Raw genomic sequence first — 16,070 nt, forward strand, 5'->3', positions numbered from 1 at the left:
ATGAGTACTGAAAAAGTTTGGAAAGACAATCCTAAGTTAAACGAAACTGAAAAAAAGAAGCTAGTAAAAGATGGATTAAAAATTTATGACGACATTCCTTATTATGCTAAGAATGGTTTTGAATCGATCCCAAAAGATCAATGGGATTTATTTAAGTGGGCAGGATGTTATCTACAAAAACCAAAAGAAGCTGGCTACTTTATGATGCGAGTAAATGTTCCATCTGGTATTTTAACGCATGATCAACTAGTCGTATTAGCTGAAATTGCCCGTGATTACGGTCGCGATGTTTATGATATTACAACTCGTCAAGCGATTCAGTTTCATTGGTTAACAATTGAACAGATTCCAGATATATTATCACGCCTTGAAAAGGTTAGTCTTTCAAGTGCAGGTGCTTGTGGAGATATAACACGAAATATTGTTGGTAATCCATTGGCTGGTATTGATCCGAATGAATTATTCGATACAACACCAATCGTAAAAGAAATATATGAATTCTTCCAATTTAATGAAGATTTTTCGAATCTTCCAAGAAAATATAAAATGTCAATTAGTACAAATACTAGTAATGCTTCTAATGCTGAGATTAACTGTATTTCATTTGTTCCAGCTATCAAAGAAATTGATGGAGTTAAAACACCTGGTTTCCATTTAAAAGTTGGTGGTGGATTATCTGCAGCACCACATTTAGCACAAACACTTGATGTATTTGTTTTACCACATCAGGTAAAAGAAGTAGCAATTGCAGTAACAACGATCTTTAGAGATTTTGGTTACCGTGAAAAACGTCATCACTCCCGTTTAAAGTTTTTAGTAGCAGATTGGGGAGTAGAAAAGTTTAAAGATGTACTACAAGAATATACAGGTGAACTTTTAACAAAAGGAACTGGATTTGATGAGTCCTGGAATGCAGGTTATTTTTACGGTGTACATCCGCAAAAGCAAGATGGTTTAAACTATGTCGGTTTAAGTATCCCAGTTGGAAGATTACATTCAGAGGAAGTTTTCGAGTTAGCTAGAATTGTAAAGAAATACGGAAACGGAGAAATCAGAAACTGTAATTCGCAAAATTTAATTTTACCAAATATCCCAACTGCAAATATCAATGAATTACTTGAAGAACCTTTACTAAAAAAATTCACTCCAATTCCACCTAAGTTCATTGGTTATTCTGTGGCATGTACAGGGAATGAATATTGCAATCTAGCATTAGTAGAAACAAAAGCTCGTATGAAAGATACTGCTACTTACTTAGATGAAAAAGTTTCACTTGATGTTCCAGTTCGGATTCATATGGTTGGTTGCCCGAATTCATGTGGTCAAAGAGCAATCGCTGATATCGGCCTACAAGGTATCAAAGCTCGAAATGACAATAAAGAATTAGTTGAAGCATTTGAGATCTATGTAGGTGGGACTTTAGCAAACGGTGGAAAATTAAACGAAAAACTAAAAGGAAAAGTGGAATCCCCTTCCCTTCATCTTGTTTTAGAAAAATTCTTGCAGCATTTTCAAGAGAATAAATTACCTTCTGAACCATACTTAGATTATGTAGCCAGAGTTGGTATTGAGGAATTACAAAATCATTTAACGACAATTCTTGAAACAGTTAAAGCATCTTAAAGAAAGTCGGTGGCCTATGTTTTTATATCGTTTTGAGGCGCAAATAGAAAATCGAACTGTACCGATAGTCATTCTAGCAAATGATGATGAAAAAGCATTTAAGCTCGTTGATACCGAGCTTGAGAAATTTTATGTAAAAAAACCTGACGTTAAAGATTTACTAATGTATGAAAAAAAGAGAGTTAGTCAAAGTGGTGGTTTTGTCTTAGATATTGAGGTTTTAAGTAAACGATGATGATGAGGTGTATGGAATGATTGGAAAAGTTTATTTAGTTGGCGCTGGACCAGGTGATGCTGATCTAATTACTGTAAAAGGTCTAAAATGCATTCAAAATGCTGATGTCATTTTATATGACCGTTTAGTGAATAAAGAACTGCTAGAGTATGCAAAAGAATCAGTAGAATTAATCTACGCAGGTAAACTACCAAACTACCATGCATTAAAGCAAGAAACAATTAATGCTTTCTTAGTTAAATATGCTAAAAAAGGTAAAAATGTTGTACGTTTAAAAGGTGGCGATCCTTTTATTTTTGGGCGAGGTGGTGAAGAAGCCGCTTATCTTGTTGAGCGCGGAGTTCCATTCGAAATCGTTCCAGGGATTACATCTGGTATAGCAGCACCGGCTTATGCAGGTATCCCAGTAACACATCGTGATTTTAGTAGCTCTTTTGCATTTGTAACTGGGCATTGCAAGGAAGATGATACTGTTAAATGGGAAGCATTAGCAAAAGGGATTGACACGCTTGCAATCTATATGGGCGTAAGTAATTTACCATATATTCGTCATCAACTTTTATCAAATGGAAAACATCAGGATACACCTGTAGCTCTCATCCACTATGGTACAACAGAACAACAGAAAACTGTGACATGTACATTAATAGACGTACTATCAGTAGCTGAAAGAGAAAAAATAAGTAACCCAAGTATGATTGTCGTTGGTGAAGTTGTAAATTTACATCATCAACTAAAATGGTTCGAATCTAAACAAGATTCAATTGTACGAACAAAACAAAAAAGTTACTCTAGTATTTAATGACTACTTGTAAGGAGTGATAGAATGGATGCTATTTTATATATTTGTCACGGAAGTCGCGTACAATCTGCAGTCCATTCTGCCATAAACTTTGTTAAAAAAGTGCAAAAACAAATTAATTGTCAAATACAAGAAATTAGTTTTATCGAATTAGCAGAACCCTCTATATATGAGGGACTAGTTAATTGTATTCAACAGGGAGCAACTTCGATTACGGTCCTCCCTGTTCTACTATTATCAGCCAATCATGCAAAAATCGATATTCCAACAGAAATAGCAGCATTTCAAAAACGATTTCCAAAAGTTACAATCACAATAGGCAATCCAATAGGTGTTCATCAAAATATGATTGAATTAGTGAAGAAACGTATTTATGAAAAAACGAGTAAAGTACATCCTCATTCTAAAATTTTATTAGTTGGACGTGGCAGTAGCGACCCACTTACGCAAAATGATTTTTTAAACATCGCAACACTACTTGAAACTAAATTAAATAGAGCTGTCATTCCAGCTTACATGGCCGTGTCGAAACCCTCTTTCGACGACGCTTGGAGACTCCTACTTACTGAAAATAATTGTCCGATCATCGTCGTACCTTATTTATTCTTTTCGGGTACATTGATGAAAGAAATTGCAGAGAAAATTAGCAGTCTAACAGCTTCTATTCAACAGAATTGGATTGTATGTGAAACACTAGGATATGACCATTTGATTGCTTCTATTTTTGAAGAAAGATTAATAGAAACAAAGTGTAATCACCCCTTCACCCATGTATGAAAAAAGCTCTTGTCTATTCCATATGGAACACACAAGAGCTTTTTCTTTTAGACTATTTACTTTCAATTTTCGTTAAATTTACTGGTTGAAACGTCGGGAGAGTTTGTAAAAAACGCCCTATTCTTTTTGTTGCTTCAATTAACTGTTCAAGTGAAGTAGCATACGAACATCGGATAAATCCTTCTCCGCAATCTCCAAAAACATTTCCCGGGACAACCGCAACTCTTTCTTTTAACAATAATTGCTCTGCAAATTCCTCAGATGTTAACCCTGTATTTTGGATTGATGGGAAAACATAGAATGCTCCTCCAGGCAAATGACATGATAAACCATGTTCTTGAAGCGATGAAACAAGATAATTTCTTCGTTGCATATAACTTCTTCTCATTGCTTCTACATCATGTTCACCATTACGAAGTGCTTCAACCGCTGCATGTTGTGACATTGTTGGTGCACACATAATCGCATACTGATGAACCTTTAGCATATGCGAAATAATTTCTGAAGGTGCAGCAACAATCCCTAAACGCCAGCCAGTCATAGCAAACGTTTTAGAAAAACCAGAAATTAAAATTGTATGATCTCTCATACCATCTATCTTTGCAAAACTAGTATATTCCCCATCATAAACAAGCTCTGCATAAATTTCATCAGAAATGACAATTAAATTATGCTTTTTAACAAATATTGCTAAATCCTCAAGTAATTCTTTTTCAAGTAATGTACCAGTTGGATTATTAGGATTACAAAGTAAAATTGCTTTTGTCTTTGGTGTTATCTTTTTCCTTAAAGCTTGAAGATTAATTTTAAACTCTTCTTCACCAGTTGTTGCCAAATGAACAGGCACACCACCTGCTAATGAAACTAATGGTGCATATGATACGAAGCAAGGATCAATAACGATCACTTCATCACCCGGATTTAAAATCGTTCGTAACGCTATATCAATCCCTTGGCTTGCACCAACTGTGATGATTAGCTCCTCGTTCGGATCATAATGTACATCAAATTTCTTTGAGAAATAGCGACTGACCTCATCTCGTAATTCAAATAAACCAGCATTTGAAGTATACGCTGTATGCCCTGTTTCTAACGAATAAATACTTGCCTCACGTACATTCCAAGGCGTGACAAAATCAGGCTCCCCTACTCCTAAGGAAATAACATTATCCATGCTAGCAGCTAAATCAAAAAATTTACGAATCCCCGAAGGTTGAAGTGTTGTGACTGTATTAGATAAGGTAAATTTACTCATGGCGTGATCACCATACGCTTATCATTTTGTTTCTGTCCATAAACAATACTGTCATGTTTATATCGTTTTAAGATAAAGTGCGTTGTAGTGGATAAAATTGATTCTAAGGTTGATAGTTTTTGAGATACAAATGAAGCAATTGAAGTCATTGTTTTACCTTCAACAACAACTGACAAGTCATATGTACCTGACATTAAATAAACTGATTTTACTTCAGGATATAAATATATTTTTTCAGCAATTTCATCAAAGCCTACTCCTCTTTTTGGAGCTACTTTTACATCAATCATTGCCGTAATACTTTCTTGAACAGGAACTTTACCCCAATCAATCAGTGTAATATATTGTAAAATTACACGATCGTTTTCAAACTTTTTAAGAATCTCAACGACTTCTTCTTCTGACACTTGAATCATTTTTGCTAATACGTCATTACTTAATCGACCATTTTGTTCAATACACTGAAGTAATTGAATTTCTTTATCTGTCATTTTCATAAGCTCCTTATGCATTCCATTTAATCATGGAATTTCTGCTGTTGTTTTATACTCTTCATCTATATTTAAATATTTTACTTAGATGACACTTTTGGGAAGAATTCTTCATAAATTACTTGTACTGCTTTTTTCTCGTCACTTGCTTTTACACCAAACATCATACTAACTTCAGAAGACCCTTGATTAATCATTTCTATATTGATGCTTGCATTTGCAAGAGCTTTACTGGCGCGTGCCGTAGTCCCAACATTATGACGCATTCCTTCACCAACTAACATGATTAAAGCAAGATCTCTTTCAATAACCACATGATCAACATGAAGTTCGTCCTGAATACGGTTGATAATTTGATTTTCCATCGTAGTTGTTAATTGATTTTGTCTAATAATAATTGAAATATCATCTATTCCACTTGGTTGGTGTTCATATGATATATGAAAGTCTTCTAAGATTTGTAAGATTTTACGTCCAAACCCAACTTCTCTATTCATTAAATACTTACTTATATAAATACTACAAAATCCATTGTCACTGGCTACGCCAACTAATGGACCATTCGTTAACTTTCTTTCTTTTACAATAACTGTCCCGGGAGCAGTTGGATTGTTTGTATTTTTAATATTAACCGGAATGCCCGCTTGAAAAGCAGGAATTAGTGCTTCGTCATGGAATACATTGAAACCAGCGTAAGATAACTCCCTCATTTCACGATACGTTAATTCTTTAATCTCTTTTGGCTCTTGAATGATAGAAGGATTCACTGAATACACTGCATCCACATCTGTAAAATTTTCATATAAACTAGCTTTAACTCCATTGGCAATTACAGAACCAGTAATATCTGAACCACTTCTTGAAAAAGTGACAATGTCTCCATCTTCTGAATACCCGAAGAAACCAGGAAAAATGACTATACCTTTTTTATTGCGAAGTTCATGTAACAAAAGATAACTTTTTGGTAAGACTTGTGCATGACCAGGTTCATTAGTTACAAATAAACCAGCATCTTTTGGATTGATATATTCTGCGTCAATTTCTTTCATTTGAAAATAGTTCGCTACTAACCTAGCACAATTATCTTCACCACACGCCATTACAGCATCCATATATTTTGCATGATTTTCCTTTGAACCAGATAGAGCACCTTCTATATTTAATGAAATCTCATCAATTATGTCAGATGACAAACACAAACCATTTGCGATTTCAGAATATCTTTCAATGATCTGACTATATTCCATCGAATAGTCTTCACCATTGATTGATTTTCTCCCACAAGTAATTAAGAGATCAGTTATTTTAATATCATCTGGATATCTTTTTCCAGGTGCTGAAACCACAATAATTTTACGTTCTTTATCTGAAACCACAATCTGAAAAACTTTTTCAATTTGTTCCCAAGTGGCTAATGATGAACCACCAAATTTTGCGATTTTCATTCTTAACGTCTCCCAATTATGTTAATTTTCTGTTAAATAATGCTACAATTATCCCTCTAATCTAAAAAAAAATCAATAATTTATTGGAAAAATATAGTATGTTAAAATAGAATTTTTTAATCTATCATTTATTAAGGAAGAAAAGAAGTACATTACTCTTTAATATCACTTCTATTCATTAAGAAGGAATCGGCTCTCTTTTTAACGAAGTTACATTTATATATGAAAAAATAGGAATGAAGAGAGGAAAAGAAATTATGAAAAAAATATTTTTATTTATTGTCATATTCCTATTTAGTTTGTCGGCTTGTAATAAAGATCATCATATAAAAGATGATCAAAAATTCACTTCATTCAAGCAATCAAAGCATAATGATATACCTGATCATTTTAAAGATGAAACTATTCGATTTGAGATGAAGATTGAACCAACTTCATTTGATAAAAAAACGAAACATATTCCCCTTATTATAAAGAATTATGGAGATTCAATTCTTTACGGAACACCCTATGAACTAGAAGTTTTTCAAGAAGATAAATGGAGAAAAATTCCTTTTCAAGATAATATAGCTTTTACTATGATCGGCATAATTTTAGATAAAGGGAAGTCAGATAGTAGTGAAATTGGATTAGATACAGATAATTTAAAATATAATATACACCCTGGTTATTTCCGTATTGTAAAAGAGTTTTCTATAGGTAAGGGTACTGGGAAAAAAATTAAATTATCTTCTATATTTCAATTAAAATAAAAAAAGTTCCCTTAAAAAGGGAACTTTTTTATTTATGCTTTTTGATAACGTAATACAGGCTTACGAGCAGCTAATGTCTCATCAAGACGACTTACTACTGTTGTGTGTGGAGCCTCTTGAACGATTTCTGGATTTTCTTCAGCTTCTTTCGCAATCGCAATCATTGTATCAATGAATGAGTCTAATGTTTCTTTCGATTCTGTTTCAGTTGGTTCAATCATAATACATTCTTCCACGTTTAATGGGAAGTAGATTGTTGGTGGGTGATATCCAAAGTCTAATAGACGTTTTGCGATATCTAATGTACGTACGCCCAGTTTCTTTTGACGTTTGCCACTCATTACGAACTCATGCTTACAATGACGATCGAATGGTAGATCAAAGTACGGCTCTAAACGACGCATCATATAGTTTGCATTTAATACTGCATCTTCTGTTACTTGTTTTAATCCTTCTGGACCCATTGAACGAATATAAGTGTATGCTCTTACATTTATTCCGAAGTTTCCGTAGAAAGGTTTAACTCGACCAATTGTTTCTGGACGATCAGAATTTAAAACATACTCATCTCCAACTTTTTCAACGATTGGTGCAGGTAAATATGGAATTAAATCTGCTTTTACTCCAACAGGACCTGAACCAGGACCGCCACCACCGTGCGGACCAGTGAAAGTTTTATGAAGATTTAAATGTACTACGTCAAATCCCATATCGCCAGGACGAGCTTTACTTAATACAGCGTTTAGGTTTGCGCCGTCATAATAAACTTTACCGCCTGCTTCATGGATAATCTCTGCAATTTCATAAATGTCTTCTTCAAAAAGACCTAGTGTATTTGGATTTGTAAGCATTAATGCTGCTACATTTCCATCAACTACACGACGTAAATCGTCTAAGTCTACTAAACCTTTTTCATTTGATTTAACTGTTATTGTTTCAAATCCCGCAACAGTTGCAGAAGCTGGATTTGTACCATGTGCTGAGTCAGGTACGATTACCTTTGTACGGTTGAAATCTCCACGGCTTTCATGATAAGCACGGATAATCATTAATCCCGTCCACTCTCCATGAGCACCAGCTGCTGGTTGAAGCGTAACTTCATCCATACCTGTGATTTCTTTTAATTCTTGTTGAAGCTCGTGCATTAACTCAAGAGCACCTTGAACAGTATACGTATCTTGCAATGGGTGAATATGAGCAAACCCGTTCATTCGAGCAACAGCTTCATTAATTTTTGGATTATATTTCATCGTACAAGAACCTAATGGATAGAAACCAGAATCAACGCCATGATTTCTCTTAGAAAGTGCTGTATAATGACGCATTAAGTCTAATTCAGATACTTCTGGTAAGTTCGCTTTTTCTTTTCGAATATAAGTCGCTGGAATAACATCTTCTATATTAATGTCTTCAACATCCATTACTGGAAGACTATAAGCAATACGACCTTCTTTACTCATCTCAAAAACTAACGGTTGATCCTTCAGCATGTTGCATCCCCTTTCCGTCTACTAATAATGCTAGCTCTTCTACAAATGTATCAATATGTTGTTTAGAACGTAGTTCTGTTACAGCGATTAACATATGATTTTCCATAGCAGGTTCAACTTTCGCTAAATCGTAACCACCGATAATTTTCTTTGTAAATAATTCTTTATTAATTTCTGACACATTTTGTTTTACATCAATTACTAGCTCGTTAAATGCAGCACCTTCAAAAACAACAGAAATGCCACTTTCAGCTAATTTCTTTTTCATATATTGAGTGCGTTGGATGTTTTGTGTTGCCATTTCAACTGCACCATATTTACCAAGTGCTGTCATTGCAACTGAAGCTGCTAATGCATTCAAAGCTTGGTTTGAACAAATATTCGAAGTCGCTTTATCACGACGGATATGTTGTTCACGTGCTTGAAGTGTTAATACAAAACCACGACGGCCTTCACCATCAACTGTCTGTCCAACTAAACGACCAGGCATTTTACGCATTAATTTTGTAGTAGTAGCAAAATAACCACAGTGTGGTCCACCAAATTGAGTAGGGATACCAAATGTTTGAGCATCTCCTGCAACAATATCAGCACCAAATTCACCTGGAGGAGTTAATGCAGCTAATGCTAATGGATTACTTGATACAACAAATAAGCTTTTTCCAGTATGAGCAACTGGTTCAATTTCATCTAATGCCTCTATTTGTCCATAGAAGTTAGGGTATTGAACAACAACACAAGCTACGTGATCGTTCATTTCATTTTTCAGCTCTTCGATATCAGTTTTTCCATCTTTCAAACCAATTTCAACAACCTCTAAGTGTTGACCTTTAGCATAAGATAAAATAACTTCACGCGACTGCGGATGAACAGCTTTTGATACTAAAATTCGTTTTTTACCAGTATGACCGGCTGCTAAAGTAGTCGCTTCTGCAAGAGAAGTTCCTCCATCATACATAGAAGAGTTTGCAACATCCATTCCAGTTAATTCACAAATCATTGTTTGGAATTCAAAAATTGCTTGAAGCTCACCTTGTGAGATTTCAGGTTGATATGGAGTGTATGCAGTATAAAACTCTGAACGAGAAATTACATGATCAACAACTGTAGGTAGGTAGTGATCATATACTCCAGCACCTAAGAATGATACATATTCTCTTAAATTCGCATTTTTATTAGCTAATCCACTAAGCTCTTGTAATAAATCAGATTCAGATTTTGCTTTTTTAATATTTAGTAATCCATTAAAACGCACATTTTCAGGAATATCACTAAATAGTTCATCAACTGAAGAAACACCAACTGTTTTTAACATCTCTTGACGGTCTTGCTCTGTCATTGGTAAATAACGATGCATTAAGGTAATCCCCTTTCTCCCCCTAGTTACTTCTTCTCTCTTTTATAAAATGGTGTAGAAACTACAACCGCTTTTAATTTTTTATTTCTAATTTCAACTTCAATTTCAGTACCTAAGCTTGAATATTCTGTTTTAAGTAACGCAAGTCCAATATTACGTTTTAATGTTGGAGATTGTGTACCACTTGTTACTTCTCCAATACACTCGCCATCCTTATATACAGGATAATGATATCTTGGAATTCCTTTATCAATCATTTCGATTCCTACTAATTTACGAGGAACGCCTTGTTCTTTTTGATTTTTCAGAACTTCTTTACCGAAGAAATCCTCTTCTTTATTTAACTTCACAGCAAAGCCAATTCCTGCTTCAAGTGGAGTGATATCTTTTGAAAGTTCTTGTCCATATAGTGCTAACGTTGCTTCAAAGCGCAGTGTATCACGTGAACCTAATCCACAAGGTTTTAATCCGTCTTCTTTACCAGCTTCAAGTAGAATATTCCAAAGCTTAGCAGCATCAACAGCTGCACAGTAAAGTTCAAAACCATCTTCACCTGTGTATCCAGTACGTGAAACTAATGCTTCTACATCACTAATTTGGACATTATTTTTAAAAGTAAAATATTTAATTTCGGAAACATTAATTGATGTAAGTCGTTGTAAAATTTCAACTGCCTTTGGACCTTGTAGTGCCAATTGAGCAATTTCATCACTTTTGTTTACAACTTTTACATCACCTTCAACGTGTGAGTGTAACCATTCAAAATCTTTTTCGATATTAGACGCATTGACAACTAATAAATAATGATCATCGCTAAATTTATAGATTAGTAAATCATCTACAGTTCCAGCATCTTCATAGCACATTGCACTATATAATGCACCTTCTTCTTTTAGCTTTGAAACATCATTTGTCATCATTTTTTGTAAATATTTAAGACTATCTTTACCAGTTACTTCAATTTCTCCCATATGAGAAACATCGAATAAACCAGCCGCTGTTCGAACAGCTTCATGTTCTTCTTTAATGCTCGAGAATTGCACTGGTAGCTCCCAGCCACCAAAATCAATTGTTTTACCACCTAAAACTTTGTACTCTTCATACAAAGGTGTACGTAATAAAGTCGTCATGTAGTCTTCTCCCCCTTATCTACATGCTAGCATGAAGGAAAACTAAATTAATAGTTCGTCCAGCTAAACAATTAAATAATTTACATAATTTGTCTTTTTTCGGAAAAACTAGTAGAAAACAAAAAATTATTATTAAACAATATTAGTTTACTGTTAAATCAAAAGAATCTAATTCTTTGATTTAATAAAACTTATAAGAATTTTCTTTTTTCTACACTCTTATCCTAACACTAAACGACAGTTTTCATCAATAACGAAGTGAAATTTTATCAAAAGAAAATTACGAACGTTACACAATCTATTTTACTATAATGTTCATTATTTACCAATAATAAAATGAAATAGGTGAGAAAAAAATGTCAATAGAGATTAAATTCCATACAGAATGGCAAAATGAGTTCTTAGAAAAGCTTGAGAATGATGGACCTTGGTCAAATTGGGAAAACTATAAGCTCGCCTATCATACGAGTACAAAGCTAGCAGTCCCATCATTTACGGGTATGATCGCACCATCTCATTTGCCTAATTTAACACCATTACCACATCAATTAGAGGTTGCTACAACAGTCATTGAAAAAATGAATGGTAAAGCAATACTTGCAGATGAAGTTGGGTTAGGAAAAACAGTTGAAGCAGGCTTGATCTTAAAAGAATATATGATTAGAGGTTTAGTGAATAAAGTATTAATACTAGTACCCGCTTCACTAGTATCACAGTGGACATTTGAATTAAACACTAAGTTTCATATACCTGCCATTGCTCAACAGAAGAAAAACTATGTTTGGGATAACTGTGATGTAGTCGTTTCTTCCATTGATACTGCTAAACGTGCACCACATCGTGAAAAAATATTAGACATAAACTATGATCTAATAATTATCGATGAAGCTCATAAACTAAAAAACAATAAAACAAAAAACTATGAGTTTGTTCAGCATTTGAAGAAAAAATATTGTCTATTACTAACGGCTACACCTGTTCAAAATAGAATTGAAGAGATTTTCCATCTCGTTTCCTTATTAAAACCTGGACATCTCGGAAATAAAACAAGTTTTGAAGAATATTTTTCTGCTAAAAACCGCTCTTTAGAGCATGAAGACTTACTCCGTGAATTAATCGGAAAAGTTATGGTTCGAAACCGAAGACAAGACACAGGAATTGAGTGGACAAAACGAAAAGTTGAAACAGTCCTAATCAATTTCAATGAAGAAGAACAAAAATTATATGATTTAATTGAAGAATGGCAAAAATCCCAATATACAGGAGTTAACTCTGCTTTTTCATTTTTAACATTTAAACGAGAAGCTTGTAGTAGCCGAGAAGCAGTTTATGTATCCCTAAAAAAAATGCTTCAAAGATTTGAAAAAGAAAATATTGAAGTAAATGATCCATATATCGAAAAAATATTTCATCAAATCAATCAAATCACTTCAAATTCAAAAGCAAATAAAGTAATTGAACTAATCAAGAAAATCGATGATAAAGTGATTATTTTTACTGAATATCGGGCGACTCAATTGTATTTACAATGGTTACTAAAACAAAATGGCATTACTTCTGTACCATTTCGCGGAGGCTTTAAAAGAGGTAAAAAAGATTGGATGAAGGAACTATTTAAAAATAGAGTACAAGTTCTAATTGCCACAGAAGCTGGTGGCGAAGGGATTAACTTACAATTTTGTTCCAATATGATAAATTACGACTTACCTTGGAATCCGATGAGACTAGAACAACGAATTGGTCGTATTCATCGACTTGGTCAAACAGAAGACGTATGTATTTATAATTTTGCAACTGTCGGATCAATAGAAGAACATATTTTACGATTACTATATGAAAAAATCCATTTATTTGAGCGAGTAATTGGTGAGCTAGATGATATTCTAACTAGAATTCCTTACAAAGATTTTGAAGCACATATGAACGAAATATTCTTGAATTCAAGTACTGAAGGAGAAATAAAAATAAAAATGGAGAATCTAACTTCCATTATCCAATTACAGCAACATAAACAAGCAGGTGATCAGTATGCAGCAAAGTGAAATACATGACTTTATAGAATACTTTTTTATAAATAATGAATGTGAACTTGTCAAAAAAACACCGACATATTTAGAAATTCAATTAACGGTTGAAATGGATAAAAAGCTCATGAATCGCCCTTTCTATTGGCATTATTTAGAGAAAACAGGTGGTATTCCAAATCCAATGAAATTAACATTTATTACGGACAGTGAAAATGTACCTGAAGATATAAAGGGAGAACAAATCCACTTTGGTTCTCCACGACTTCATCAAATATTCTCAATTGTAAATGAGCTTGGTCAATCAATCAGATTATACGAAAATACGAAAGCACCTATGGGACAACAAATTGCACTTCATCCTTGGTTAGCTGTAAATTACCAAGTATCTTTTACATGTGACCATAAGAAAGATTATTTATACTCTTACGGAATTCATTTAATCTCAGGAACAATTATTGAAAACTTTCACTCAAAACTTGAAAAAATTCCATTCAGTTCAAAAATTCCAGACTTTTGTTACTCGATGTCACCAATTATAAAACCAATAAGTGGTTTAAACAGAATGGAACAATTACTCAGAAGTAAAATTCAAGAAGAAGATGAAACTTGGGCAGAGGAAGCAAAAAATAGGTGGAAACATGATTTGGAATTGCTAAATCAATTTTATAAAGATGACGAGGAAAAACCTGAAAACTATCATGTTGAATATAACGCATTAAAGGAATTATACGAACCTGTCATTCACGTCGATTGTATCAATGGCGGCTTATTTTATCTCTCACCAAATACGATGAATCGATTGGCATAAATAAGTAACCAATTCATTACAAGAAAAGAAGGGATTGTCTCATGAGTCTATTTGACAATAAAACAACCCCTTCTTTTTATATTTTAGTCACTGTTTAATTTAAATGTTGATTTTTGAGCAAATGAAAAGACCACAAAAAAGTGGTCTTGCTTTTCTTTATGCAAATAACGCTTGCGTAAGATGAACAACAAATCTTTAAACGTTATTCAAATTCTATCTTAAAATCAGAATTCTTAGTTTGATGAATTACAGCACTTATAATTCTTTCTTTTATTTCTTCACTAATTTCCATATATTCGTAGGGTGGCTCCCAATTTTTGATTGAGTCAACTTATGCAACAAACCCGTTTACTAATAATTCACCAGACCAGATATTTTAACTATTTTACCTTCAAACTATAAATATATAGATGATGATGTTCCTGTAATTTTTAAAATATAAAACACCTCTATTAATTTTTAAATATCTTATCTAACTAACCCATGCGATTGTTGTAATGTGTCTTATTATTTCTTCTTTTTTAACATAATCCCAAACGGAAAAAATAGCGGACTGTGAAAATAAGATTACCAACATCCAAACACTCCAGTCTTCCGGATTCATTTTACAAACAATGATGACTATAGGAATATAAATCAATGAAATCAATTAGAGCATCTTGATTTCTTCCAAGTATTCTTGTAAAGAGCTCAAAATCAATAAAAAAGGACTACCAAGTAGCCCAACGTTGTTGAATTAACGCTGAGCGTTAGTTAGATGAAAATTTATCATGTTAAGTTATTAAAAGTTACAATGACAATTTGAGCAATAATTACTTCCCCTAACACGTTTATTGACTGTACGTGAATCATATTCAGCTGACTTCATTGTCCTAGCCATAATTTGTGTTTGAATCCAATCAGTTCTAAAAAACGCATAAGCTAACACAATAAGTGATATTACAAGAATAATAAATGTAATCATAAAAAAGATCCTCCGAATTTCTCCATTTGTTAAATTACACCATTTTATTTTTATTAAAATTATCTTCTTTTTCATATTCAAACCCGAAATCGAGTATTGAACTAACTCTTACGTTATTTATATAAGGAAAGTTTCATTTCAACTTTATCTCATCTTCATTTCATCTTTACATAATCTGATTATCCTTGTAACTGTAACACCCAATATAACTATGAAAAGAGGTTTTAAAATGGTAAAGCATAAAACAAAATTATTCACTGTAGTGGGAATCTCAACAGCATTATTAGTAGGAGCAGGGACTACATACGCTGCTCAAATGGAAAAAAACGAATCAGTAAAAACTGAACTATCTATTAAACAAAATAAAATAGTAAAAACACCAGTAAAAGCACCTACCTCTAAAGAAATACAATCGGTATTAAAAAGTAAACCTACACCTTCGAATATGAAAGTTGAAGGCTTTTTTTCAACAAATGGTCAACCGGATTATACTGCAGATTACTTTTTAAACGATGAAAAATTATTTTCCATATTAAAATTAAACGCACAAGAATTAAAACAGGAATTAGCGACAGGAAAAACTGTAGTTGAAATTGCAACTGCTAAAAATGTTTCTAAACAACAAGTAATTGATACCATTGCAAATACACAGGCACAAATCCAGGTTGGAAATAATGAGGATCAAATGGAGCAAATGAAAAAAAATATTGAACCAAAAGTCGTACACGTCATCGAGCATAAAACTGAAACTCCTTGGAAGAAATAAATTAACTAGTATTTAACGTTTGGTCTCCCCCTACCATAAAAGAGCCCTATTCTTCTAAAGAACAGGGTTCTTTTACTTCTTATCTACTTTATTAACCATTTTCTTATTCAACTAAATTTCAATTTAGCATAATAAAAAATGGACTACT

The 16,070-nt window shown here is 33.3% G+C and carries 16 protein-coding genes; 8 read left to right on the plus strand and 8 right to left on the minus strand.

Features of this window, described 5'->3' with window-relative positions; genetic code table 11:
• From ABID96_RS13955 to ABID96_RS13970, 4 genes are read left to right on the plus strand one after another with little or no spacing between them, the layout of a single operon-like run.
• Positions 1-1,623 (plus strand): nitrite/sulfite reductase, encoded by a 1,623-nt coding sequence (locus ABID96_RS13955; protein ID WP_192602558.1) that lies wholly within the window; start codon positions 1-3, stop codon positions 1,621-1,623.
• 16 nt (positions 1,624-1,639) lie between these two features.
• Positions 1,640-1,858 (plus strand): DUF3906 family protein, encoded by a 219-nt coding sequence (locus tag ABID96_RS13960; RefSeq protein WP_087999549.1) that lies wholly within the window; start codon positions 1,640-1,642, stop codon positions 1,856-1,858.
• A 19-nt stretch (positions 1,859-1,877) separates the two neighbouring features.
• Positions 1,878-2,660, plus strand: coding sequence for a uroporphyrinogen-III C-methyltransferase (gene cobA / locus ABID96_RS13965; RefSeq protein ID WP_192603150.1), 783 nt, complete (start codon positions 1,878-1,880; stop codon positions 2,658-2,660).
• Between the two features lie 24 nt (positions 2,661-2,684).
• Positions 2,685-3,437, plus strand: coding sequence for a sirohydrochlorin chelatase (locus tag ABID96_RS13970; RefSeq protein ID WP_192602559.1), 753 nt, complete (start codon positions 2,685-2,687; stop codon positions 3,435-3,437).
• Positions 3,438-3,489: 52 nt separating this feature from the next.
• Here the strand turns inward: ABID96_RS13970 and ABID96_RS13975 are convergent, their stop codons facing one another.
• From ABID96_RS13975 to ABID96_RS13985, 3 genes are all read right to left on the minus strand, one after another.
• Entirely contained in the window at positions 3,490-4,692 is a 1,203-nt protein-coding gene (locus ABID96_RS13975; protein WP_192602560.1) for an aminotransferase, read from the minus strand.
• A complete protein-coding gene (locus ABID96_RS13980) occupies positions 4,689-5,189 on the minus strand; it encodes an Lrp/AsnC family transcriptional regulator (RefSeq protein ID WP_192602561.1) in 501 nt (166 codons plus the stop codon). The genes ABID96_RS13975 and ABID96_RS13980 overlap by 4 nt, the downstream gene beginning before the upstream one ends.
• Before the next feature lie 74 nt (positions 5,190-5,263).
• The gene (locus ABID96_RS13985) at positions 5,264-6,628 is read right to left on the minus strand and encodes an aspartate kinase (protein ID WP_192602562.1); all 1,365 of its coding nucleotides are present in this window, start codon (positions 6,626-6,628) and stop codon (positions 5,264-5,266) included.
• A gap of 257 nt (positions 6,629-6,885) precedes the next feature.
• Here ABID96_RS13985 and ABID96_RS13990 point away from each other — a divergent pair, with 257 nt between their 5' ends.
• Positions 6,886-7,380, plus strand: a complete 495-nt coding sequence (locus tag ABID96_RS13990) for an immunoglobulin-like domain-containing protein (RefSeq protein ID WP_192602563.1) — start codon at positions 6,886-6,888, stop codon at positions 7,378-7,380.
• Positions 7,381-7,412: 32 nt separating this feature from the next.
• Here the strand turns inward: ABID96_RS13990 and gcvPB are convergent, their stop codons facing one another.
• Genes gcvPB through gcvT form a run of 3 tightly spaced genes read right to left on the minus strand, consistent with a single transcriptional unit; the run spans position 7,413 to position 11,357 of the window.
• Positions 7,413-8,870, minus strand: a complete 1,458-nt coding sequence (gene gcvPB / locus ABID96_RS13995; RefSeq protein ID WP_192602564.1) for an aminomethyl-transferring glycine dehydrogenase subunit GcvPB — start codon at positions 8,868-8,870, stop codon at positions 7,413-7,415.
• Positions 8,842-10,227 carry an aminomethyl-transferring glycine dehydrogenase subunit GcvPA gene (gcvPA, locus tag ABID96_RS14000; protein WP_377896906.1) on the minus strand — a complete coding sequence of 462 codons (1,386 nt, stop codon included), beginning with the start codon at positions 10,225-10,227 and terminating at the stop codon, positions 8,842-8,844. Before gcvPA ends, gcvPB begins: the two co-directional genes overlap by 29 nt.
• A gap of 26 nt (positions 10,228-10,253) precedes the next feature.
• Positions 10,254-11,357 (minus strand): glycine cleavage system aminomethyltransferase GcvT, encoded by a 1,104-nt coding sequence (gene gcvT, locus ABID96_RS14005; protein ID WP_192602565.1) that lies wholly within the window; start codon positions 11,355-11,357, stop codon positions 10,254-10,256.
• A gap of 356 nt (positions 11,358-11,713) precedes the next feature.
• On the opposite strand from gcvT, the gene ABID96_RS14010 reads away from it, so the two are divergent.
• On the plus strand, positions 11,714-13,399 hold the full coding sequence (locus ABID96_RS14010; RefSeq protein WP_192602566.1) for a DEAD/DEAH box helicase: 1,686 nt from the start codon (positions 11,714-11,716) through the stop codon (positions 13,397-13,399).
• The gene (locus ABID96_RS14015; RefSeq protein WP_192602567.1) at positions 13,386-14,192 is read left to right on the plus strand and encodes a YqhG family protein; all 807 of its coding nucleotides are present in this window, start codon (positions 13,386-13,388) and stop codon (positions 14,190-14,192) included. The genes ABID96_RS14010 and ABID96_RS14015 overlap by 14 nt, the downstream gene beginning before the upstream one ends.
• 202 nt (positions 14,193-14,394) lie before the next feature.
• Here ABID96_RS14015 and ABID96_RS20810 read toward each other — a convergent pair whose 3' ends face one another.
• Complete coding sequence (locus ABID96_RS20810) at positions 14,395-14,514, minus strand: hypothetical protein (RefSeq protein WP_483301363.1); 120 nt, start codon at positions 14,512-14,514, stop codon at positions 14,395-14,397.
• A gap of 459 nt (positions 14,515-14,973) precedes the next feature.
• Positions 14,974-15,156 (minus strand): hypothetical protein, encoded by a 183-nt coding sequence (locus ABID96_RS14020; protein ID WP_192602569.1) that lies wholly within the window; start codon positions 15,154-15,156, stop codon positions 14,974-14,976.
• A gap of 229 nt (positions 15,157-15,385) precedes the next feature.
• Between ABID96_RS14020 and ABID96_RS20815 the strand changes: the two genes are divergently transcribed.
• On the plus strand, positions 15,386-15,922 hold the full coding sequence (locus tag ABID96_RS20815) for a hypothetical protein (RefSeq protein WP_192602570.1): 537 nt from the start codon (positions 15,386-15,388) through the stop codon (positions 15,920-15,922).
• Positions 15,923-16,070: the final 148 nt, after the last annotated feature.

The sequence above is a fragment of the Gottfriedia sp. OAE603 genome (assembly GCF_040543965.1).
Lineage (GTDB): Bacteria > Bacillota > Bacilli > Bacillales > Bacillaceae_G > Gottfriedia > Gottfriedia solisilvae.